At 39.3% G+C, this 9,625-nt stretch carries 8 protein-coding genes; all 8 read right to left on the minus strand.

What is annotated here, in order from left to right; translation table 11 throughout:
- Positions 1-372: 372 nt before the first annotated feature.
- The gene (locus OA84_RS11010) at positions 373-2,037 is read right to left on the minus strand and encodes a tetratricopeptide repeat protein (protein WP_039346532.1); all 1,665 of its coding nucleotides are present in this window, start codon (positions 2,035-2,037) and stop codon (positions 373-375) included.
- A gap of 104 nt (positions 2,038-2,141) precedes the next feature.
- Positions 2,142-3,014 carry a PstS family phosphate ABC transporter substrate-binding protein gene (locus tag OA84_RS11015; RefSeq protein WP_039346543.1) on the minus strand — a complete coding sequence of 291 codons (873 nt, stop codon included), beginning with the start codon at positions 3,012-3,014 and terminating at the stop codon, positions 2,142-2,144.
- 260 nt (positions 3,015-3,274) lie between these two features.
- Positions 3,275-4,108 (minus strand): energy transducer TonB, encoded by an 834-nt coding sequence (locus OA84_RS11025; protein WP_039346544.1) that lies wholly within the window; start codon positions 4,106-4,108, stop codon positions 3,275-3,277.
- Positions 4,109-4,139: 31 nt separating this feature from the next.
- Positions 4,140-4,712 (minus strand): ExbD/TolR family protein, encoded by a 573-nt coding sequence (locus OA84_RS11030; RefSeq protein ID WP_039346545.1) that lies wholly within the window; start codon positions 4,710-4,712, stop codon positions 4,140-4,142.
- Positions 4,713-4,719: 7 nt separating this feature from the next.
- Positions 4,720-5,322 (minus strand): ExbD/TolR family protein, encoded by a 603-nt coding sequence (locus OA84_RS11035; RefSeq protein WP_039346546.1) that lies wholly within the window; start codon positions 5,320-5,322, stop codon positions 4,720-4,722.
- 73 nt (positions 5,323-5,395) lie between these two features.
- Positions 5,396-6,259: a MotA/TolQ/ExbB proton channel family protein gene (locus OA84_RS11040; protein WP_039346547.1), complete on the minus strand. Its 864-nt coding sequence runs from the start codon at positions 6,257-6,259 to the stop codon at positions 5,396-5,398.
- Positions 6,260-6,515: 256 nt separating this feature from the next.
- Complete coding sequence (leuS, locus tag OA84_RS11045; RefSeq protein WP_039346548.1) at positions 6,516-9,329, minus strand: leucine--tRNA ligase; 2,814 nt, start codon at positions 9,327-9,329, stop codon at positions 6,516-6,518.
- A gap of 96 nt (positions 9,330-9,425) precedes the next feature.
- A partial coding sequence (locus OA84_RS11505) for a hypothetical protein (RefSeq protein ID WP_221399754.1) occupies positions 9,426-9,625 on the minus strand: 200 nt, incomplete at its 5' end.

A 9,625-nucleotide genomic window follows, 5' to 3' on the forward strand; every position in this document is an offset into this window, starting at 1 on the left:
CTGTTCCCATAAGTTTGAGCATCCTTTTCTACTATTTCTAGACTTGAACCTGCAATCTAAACCCAAAAAAACCGCCTCTTTAGCACCGTATTTTTCCGGATCAAACCTAAATATGAAATTTTGCCGGCGTCTAAAGCCAGAAAATTGCCGCAAATAGCAGGAATTTTTTTTGATCTAATTCTATTATAATATTAAGCACTTCATTAAATGGGAAAATTTGCCACCAACGCAGGAATAGTTCGTAATTAATTTCAAACTATATTTTCAAGCGTTTTTATTAAAAGAGAAAAATTGCCATGAATAGCAGGGAATTTTTTCAAATAAAAAAATCCTCTTCAAGTGAAGAGGATTTCTTTAATTATATATTGAATTTTATTTGTTCAACTGATTGTTCAAGTTTACCGCGTCTGTATAGTTTGGATTCAACTGTACAGATTTGGCAGCATATTCTTTAGCTTTAGCAGCATCGCTGTCTTTTACTAAATACGCTACCGCGAAATAAGCATAAGAAAGTGTTTCCTTGTTGGCTTCCATATCAGCAGGTTTTACAGTGCTGATAAATTTCTCGTAAGCCAACTTTGCCAATTCGTTTTGTCCGGCTTGCTGGTAAGAGTAACCTAAACTGTAATAAGCAGGCGCCCAATCTGGCAACAGACCGTTCATTTTTTGCCAAGTGTGAACTGCGCCGTTCCAGTTTTTAGCTTCCTGGTACGCATTTGCCAACTTGAATAACGCATCTGTATCCTGCGGTTTTGCAGCTACCTGTTTTTTCAGGGCTTCAATCTGAGGATTTGTTGGTCCTGCATCAACCGAAGCCTGGTTTACAGCGCCACCACCTTTGATCTTGATCAGCTCCTGATCCCATTTCATAGTCAGATCTTTTGCAGCTTTTGCAACGGCGATTTTTTGCTGAGCTTCAGTCTGCAATGCAGCTTTTTTAGCAGCATCGGTTTCTTTTTCAGCTAAACCTGCAGCGATCAAACCCTGTAAACCTGTATCTGCTGTTAGCACACGGCTTTTCTCTGCTTTAGAAACGAACATATCCATGCTTGCTTTCGCTGCAGCATAATCGCCATCGGCATACTGAAGATATGCTCTCAATTTGTATTTGATTGGGTCTTCTACCTTATCAAAAACTTTATCAAGATACATTTTGGAGTTTCCGTAATCTTCGTTGGTGAAGAATAATTTCGAAATTTCCAATTGGGTATCCGGATCTTCGTCAGCATATTTTGCATAGTTGATCAAATCTTGTGTTGCCAAAGCATTTTGCTGATATCTGATATCGTAAGCTGCTTTTGCTTTATAAGCCGGAGCGTAAGTTGGATCAGCGGCGATTGCTTTATCGATGTTTTCTTTAGCAGACTGCCATTGCTGCGCCTGCATCCAAAGTGTACCGATTCTGGTAAATACCGAAGCTTTATTTTTTGCTGTAGGCAAAGCTTTCTCATAAGCCGTCATCGCAGAACCTGCAACTTGTGGGCTGTTTGTTAATTTCAAACGGTACGCATCACCTAAAGTGTAGTAATAATGCGCTGGTGTACCATTTTTTGCAGATTTATCAACTGCTTTGTTCAAATAGTCAATTGCAAGATCAGCATTAGCTGCTCCACCGAAAAGTGTAATTGCTTCCGCAGCGCGGTAAAGAATTTCCGGATCTCTCTCGCGGGAATCTTTTACGATTTGTTTAATTTCTGCAATCGCAGATTTATCGCCTTTACCTAATTTAATAGATGCTAAACCTATTTTATTAATGGCGCTTTTTTTATCTGCTGCTAATCCTTTATTAAAATTTTCCTGAGCTTTATCAAAATTTGGTTCAAATTGAGTTAAATAAGAGTTTCCTAAGTAGAAGTAATTATCGGCGGTCGCAGATTTGGCGATCATATCGGTAAATACCTGTCTTGCCTGTGCATATTTGTGGCTGTCTGCACTGTTAATTCCCTCCTGCAAAGTCTGGCCAAAAGCGAAATTAGTGAAGAAGCCAACTGAAACTCCGAACGCAATTTTTTTCGTTAAATTCATTATATCTTTCATTTTAAATTGTTTAATTGTTTTTATATTAACATTGTGCTGACTACATTCCCAATTATTATACCAAAAATTTGTAATGACCTCCAGCACGGCTTTTTTAAGAATAATTAACGCATCTGCACTTCCCGGTTAAAGAGGTAATACGGTTGCAGTCCTTCTTTTGAAACTACAATCTGCCCGAGCTGCGTACACGAAAATCTGATGAAACCGTTTCCCAAACCGAAATAAGCTTCGTTGGTAAGGAAATATAATATCCTGCTGAAAGGATATTTTTTATCGGATAAGTTCTGCAGTGTAGGTGCGTATGCTTGTTTTCCTTCGGAAACCTTCAAAATCTTCACCGAATTTCGGAGTGCTTCTGCTTCCGGATCGTAAGGCCGGCTTAAAGTATTTAAACTGATTGCTCCAATTTTTCCGGGTAAACTGCCCAATTTTTCAGCAATATTTTTATTTCCGCTGATGATGGAATATTTCAGCTGGTCCGGCGTGGTTTTTAGTTTTTGCGCAACGAAATTCAGATTGCTGGAATTGGTTCCGTCAAAAATTATCTTTTCGTCACTGCTTTTTAAAAGCTGGTGAAGCTCGTTGATTGAAATACTGTCGCGCGGAGAATCTTTCGGAACGATAAAAACTACAGCATCAGCAGCGAAAGGCGCCGGCTGAAGGTCAAGATCTACTTTATCTTTGAACGCTTTCTTTTCTCTTTCCGTGAGTTCGCGGGACATTACCGCGACACGCACTTTACCTTCCAGCAAATCCAGAAATGCAAAATCTTCTTTTTTAAATACCAAATTGATTTTGGTGTTCGGGTATAATGCCATGTAGCGGGAAGTGAGTGCTTCCGAAACACTGCGGAAAGATTCGTCAACCGCTAAGGTCACGGTTCCCTGTTGTGGTGTATCTACTACATACTCCGCTTTTTTACATGAAATTAAAAATGCAAAAAAAGCGGCAAATAAGGTCAAATTTTTAATCTTCATTCTTCTGCTGACGTATTCTGTAAATGGAACGTACGATTCTGAAAAGACCATACGCTATAAGTAAACCACCGAGGGAATACGCAATATTAGGTTCTAAAAAAATTACGAAAAATTTATAGATAATTACATAAATACCCAATACTATGTAAAAGATTCCTGTAATTAAAGATAACCAGTTAAAAATCATAAGATACAAAACTACAAAAAAAATAAAAAAGAGAAGCGTTAACTTCTCTTTTCAATATTTCTGATAAAATTAATTATTCAAAATTCATTGTTAATGGTAATCTGTAACGGTATCGTACGGATTTACCATTAATTTTCGCTGGCGTCCATTTGTTTTTAATTGACTTCACGGTTCTGATTGCTTCAGCGTTGAAATCCGAGTTTGGACCGTTAGCTTTAACATCAGTAATTGATCCATCTCTCTCGACTACAAATATCACTTCAGTTTTTACAGTTCCTTCGTCGCCGCTCATTACAGAAGTATCAAAGTTATTACCCACAGTGGATCTGAACTTATTAATACCTCCAGGGAATTCAGCAAGTTGCTCTACCTCCGTGTAAACCTGTGTTTCAGAAACCTGTGGTTTTACTTCTACCGTCTGTACCTTACCTGTTGATGGTGGTGGCGGTGGCGGTGTATAACTTGGTGTTTTTACACCTTCCTGGTTTGCCAAACCTGTAGTTGTTTCCAACTGTTTGGTAATTGGCGGCGGCGGAGTTTCCACTTTTGGTGCTTTTACCGGCTCCGGCACTACGTTCTGAATAACTTCCTGTTTCGGTTCTTCTTTCGGTGGCGGCGGTGGTGGCGGTTCTTCTTCTTTCGGGGCTTCAATGATCAATTCCTCTTCCGGGAGAATATCAATCAAATTCGCATTTACTTCCTGTGTTTCTACAGCCGTCATTTGTTTGATCTTCATGATCACAAATGGGGTAATTGCTACAACACAGAATAAAATAGTTCCGAAGATGAAGGCCTTTGTAAGCATCGATCTATAATTGGTACGCAAGTTATAGGCGCCGTATGCTTTATTTCTATGTTCAAATACAATCTCATCTAAAGAGTTGAGTGTTGTGTTTTCATCTGCCATTATATACTCTTTTATTTAATTTGCCGTAGTTCTAGTTTGTAGGTGTTGCCGGCGCACTTGGCGCTGTTCCTGCTACTTTTTTATCATAAACAGCCTGCTCCCACGATTTAATATCGGTAACACCGTATATTTCATTTTTGGTAATCGCCATTTCATCTAGAATATCTACGAAGTTCTTATACACAGCATCATCCGTAGGTTTTATGATCACCGTAAATTTGGTTTGATCTTTTGCCCGGGCTTTTGCCTGCTCAATTACTTTTGTAATTCCGTTTCTATCGAAAGTGGTTTCCTGTAAGGTTTGTTCATTTAAACCTGCCTGATCCAACTGATGATAGAAAATTCTATTGTCTTTCCCAATAATTAGGGAGATTGAGTTCGTTAAGTCGATTTCTGTATCCGGTGCTTTTTGGTTGTCTTTCGGTTTTGCCGGAAGCCCCAAATCCATCACATTCGGTTTATTGAAGGTGGTCACCAACATGAAGAAAGTGATCAAAAGGAACGCCAAATCTACCATCGGTGTTAAATCTACGTGAGGCACCTGCTTTTTGGAGCGTACCTTTCCGCCTTTCCCGCTGTTATCTTTTACTTGTACTTCTGCCATTTCTTACTTATTGTGCCGTTTCCTGGCTTGTTATTAACCAGAATTTCAAGAAATCTATATCTCTCAATCCTTCAAATAAAGCTTTCACTTTCGGATACTTCGTTTGTGTATCTCCTTTAATCGCCAGTTTGTAGTCTGGGTTTACCGCTAAACTTTGCTGCACCCAATCAATTAGTTGCTTATTTGTACTGTCCATCGGGATTCCCGTTTTGCTTTTGAAAGCTTTTCGGTCTTCATCAGGAAGATCCAAAAATCCTTTCAGCTGATTCATCGGAACGCCAATAGACTGTGCGTTAGCAAAAGCAACTTTTTCCTTGTCGGTGAATTTCATACCATATTTCGTACCCATATTTTCTAAAAGCTGCATGCGCTCTTTAGGATTTTCAACGGGTGTAAAATAGAATCTTCCGTCTGTAGTACTCAAAATTGTCATTAAACTGGCATCTGGAAGTAACTTTTCAGAAATAGAAGATGGCGTGGTAATCGTCTCAACATCAGGTTTTGCAAACTGAGCCGTAAGGATAAAGAATGTAAGGAGTAGAAACGATACATCGGTCATCGCCGTCATATCTACCCTTATATTATGTCTTTTTGGTTTGACTCTCGCCATTGTAAATTATTTATTATTAAACTTCTGTTTTTTGAGGTTTATATTTTACAAACCTCCAATCGATACAAAATTCTTAGTGGAATTCTGCGAAAGACTGCTGGATAGACATCGCAATCTCATCGATTTTGAATGTTAATCCGTCAATTTTAGAAGTAAAATAGTTATAGAAAATAATCGCAACTGCAGAAGTACCAATACCTAAAGCTGTATTAATCAATGCCTCAGAAATACCGATAGATAACGCAGCTGAATCTGGTGTACCACCTCCTGAACCTAACGCCTGGAAAGCTTTAATCATCCCGATTACTGTTCCTAATAGTGCTACAAGAGTTGCAACAGTACCTAATGTAGAAAGAATCATCATGTTTTTCTCTAACATTGGCATTTCAAGGGTTGTAGCTTCTTCAATTGACTTGTTCAAAGCAACCATTTTTTGCTCTTTGTTCAAGGTAGTATCGTGAGACAATGCCTTGTAGGTAGTTAAACCTTCTTTTACCACATTACCTACAGAACCTTCCTGTCTGTCACATGCTTCAATAGCTTCATCAACTTTATTTTGGTTAAGCAATCTTCTTACGTTCAAAACGAAAGAATCTACATTACCCGCACCAGCTGCTTTTCTTAAAACTAAAGCTCTCTCGATAGAGAATACGATTACGATAATCATAAATGAAATAAGGATCGGTACGATTACCCCACCCATGTAGATAATACCCATAAATCCTTCAGGGTGCAATTCCTTAGTATCCAAACCTGAGAATGCCACAGATGCTCCGTTCAGCCTTGGATCAGCTCTAAAGTTGCCTGGATTACCTAAGACAAAATAATAGATTAAATACCCTATCACCAAAAGAATAGGCAGTATTAACGCAGGATTCAATCCTCCCACTTTTTTAGCAACTACTTGCTCCTCGTTGTTTGAAACATTCATTTCCATACTAAACTAAATTATAATTGTTATTTTTTTAAATTTTTCGCGCTGTAAAATAAAGTTAAAATATTTAATCGTGCAAATAATTGGCGGTTAATAGAACTATTTTTTTAAATCTTAAACACTGTTAACATTGATAATTTGGCAAAAAATTGCCGTTCTATTGCTTTTAATAAACCAAAAATTCCGAAGGGGTTGAATTTATAATAAAAATATTCAATTCTATATTTGATTGAATAATCGCCCGATAAGCATTGATTTTTTACAGAACAATATTAATTATTTTTTTCGGCACTATAATCACCTTTTTTGGATTATTTCCCTGCAGCTGATCTTTGGTTCGATCATCAGCTAATACAGCCTCCTGAATTTCCGGAATACCTAAATCTGCCGCCAGATTCAGCTTAAACCTCATCTTACCGTTGAAGCTCACCGGATACGCAATTTCATCCTCAACCAGATACCTTTCCTCGAAGACCGGAAATGGCGCAAATTCGATGGTTTCCACATGATCAAGTTTGCTCCAAAGCTCTTCCGCAATATGCGGCGCATAAGGTGACAAAATTACAGCCAAAGGCTCCAGAATTTTTCGCTTATTGGTTTTCAGTTTCTGCAGCTCGTTCACCGCAATCATAAATTGCGAAACGGAGGTATTGAAGGAGAAATTATCGATATCAGTGACCACTTTTTTAATTAAAGTGTTCAAAATTTTATATTCCTCTTTTGTCGGCTCTTCTTCCGAAACGGCGAATACATCTTCCTTGAAATAAAGATTATAAAATTTCTTTAAAAATCCGTAAACACCGCTTAAACCTTGTGTATTCCACGGTTTCGACTGTTCCAAAGGACCTAAAAACATTTCGTACAAACGCAAACAATCCGCGCCATATTCCTCGCAAATATCGTCCGGATTTACCACATTATATTTCGATTTCGACATTTTTTCAACTTCACGCTCGGTGATGTATTTTTTGTCTTCCAGAATAAATTCCGCCTCTGAAAATTCCGGCCTCCAGGCCTTAAATTTTTCAATATCAAGCTCGTCGGTAGTTCCTTTTAATAAGGAAACATCAACGTGAATTTTCTGTGTTTGATGATTTTTTGCTAAAGCTTTCGAAACATATTGGTTTGTTCCTTCGATTCTGTTGACAAACGCACTCATCCCCAAAATCATTCCCTGGTTGATGAGTTTTTTGAATGGTTCCTCATGGCTGATGAATTCTCGATCTTTCAAAAACATCGTCCAGAAGCGCGAATAAAGCAAATGTCCCGTTGCGTGTTCACTTCCTCCAATATAAAGATCAACCTGTCCCCAATAATCGGTTAAGTTTTTACCGGCAAAATCGGCATTATTTTCCGGATCAGCATAACGTAAAAAATACCACGAACTTCCGGCCCAACCCGGCATTGTAGATAATTCCAGAGGGAAAACCGTCTGCTCATCGATTAAGTCGGTAGAAACCACCTTTTGGCTTTCTTCGTCCCAAGCGAAGGTTTTTGCATTTCCTAAAGGTGGATCACCTGCTTCGGTCGGTAAATATTTCTCAACTTTCGGCAATTCCAGCGGAAGCGCGGAAATTGGTAAAGCATACGGCATTCCGTCCTTATAATAAATCGGTACAGGCTCGCCCCAATAGCGCTGGCGCGAAAAAATAGCGTCGCGCTGTCGGTAATTGATAGTGCCGTGACCGATATCTTTTTTCTCGATTTCGGATATAATTAATGTTTTCGCCTCGTCATAACTCAAACCGTTCAAAAAAGAGGAATTTACACAAACCGAATCTTTCGAATCATACGATTCCTGCTGAATATCGATATTATTTTCAATGACATTTACAATCGGCAAACCGAAGTTTTTCGCAAAACGGTGATCGCGTTCATCATGTGCCGGTACCGCCATTACAGCGCCGGTCCCGTAACCCATCAGCACATAATCCGAAATATAAACCGGCATTTTTTCGTTGGTGAAAGGGTTTAAAGCATAACTTCCGGTGAAAGCGCCGCTCACATTTTTCACGTCCGACATGCGGTCTCTTTCAGTTTTTTTCGCCGTTAAATCGATGTATTTTTGAATTTCATCAAACTGTTCTTCGGTGGTCAGATTTTTAACCAAAGGATTTTCCGGCGCCAAAACCACAAAAGTTGCCCCGAAAATAGTGTCTGGTCTTGTTGTAAATACTGAAATATTTTCAAGTGAATCCAAAACCTCGAACTTTACAAGCGCGCCCTGAGATTTCCCGATCCAGTATTCCTGAGAATCTTTCAGCGGTTGCGGCCAGTCCAGATTTTGCAAACCCTGAAGCAAACGTTCGGAATATGCGGTGATTCTCATACTCCACTGCATCATTTTTTTCTGATAAACCGGGAAACCGCCGCGTTCAGATTTTCCGTCTTTCACCTCATCGTTCGCTAAAACCGTTCCGAGACCGGGACACCAGTTTACCGTAGTTTCTGCGCGGTAAGCTAAACGGTAGTTCAACAGAATATCCTGCTGATCAAGCTCCGAAGCCGTGTTCCATTCTTCAGCGGTAAAATTTAACTGATCGTTTTGTTCTGCTAATAAACCTTCAGTTCCTACAGATTCAAAATGGGAAATTAAGGTTGAAATAGGTTCTGCTCTGTCGTTTCTTTTATTATACCATGAATCAAAAAGCTGGATGAAAATCCATTGTGTCCATTTATAATATGAAGGATCGGAAGTTCTCACCTCGCGGCTCCAGTCAAATGAAAAACCAATTTTCCGTAACTGCTCTTCGTAGCGAGTAATATTTTCTTCCGTTGTGATCGCCGGATGTTGCCCGGTCTGTATCGCGTATTGTTCAGCCGGAAGCCCGAAGGAATCGTAACCAATCGGGTGCAAAACGTTAAAGCCCTGATGTCTTTTATACCTCGCGTAAATATCTGAAGCGATATATCCTAACGGATGACCAACGTGCAAACCCGCGCCAGACGGATATGGGAACATATCCAAAACATAAAATTTCGGTTTACCTGTATCGTTTTCCGTTTTGTACGTTTGATTGGATTCCCAGAAATTTTGCCATTTCTGCTCGATATTTTTATGGTCGTAAAACATTTTTTGAATTTAAAATAAGCAACAAATTTAAGGTTTTACAATGGATTTTTGAGTTTTCGTAAGATGCTACCAGAAGTTTTGGAAAAAAATGCCCGTTTAGCACCGAAAAACTGCGGCCGTGATAGAAGCGGCTACCCCGCAGGGCGGCGGCGGAGCGAAGCGGAGCCGCCAACCGAGGAGTAATAGCGGATAGCACGAAATGTCCGCCCCGAAAAAAAATGCCCAAACAACGCCAAATAAATATTGTAATTTTACCTGCTTAAAGCCCGGAATTTTTATGCCCGAAGTTTCTATCA

The organism is Kaistella solincola, assembly GCF_000812875.1.
GTDB classification, from domain to species: Bacteria; Bacteroidota; Bacteroidia; order Flavobacteriales; family Weeksellaceae; genus Kaistella; species Kaistella solincola.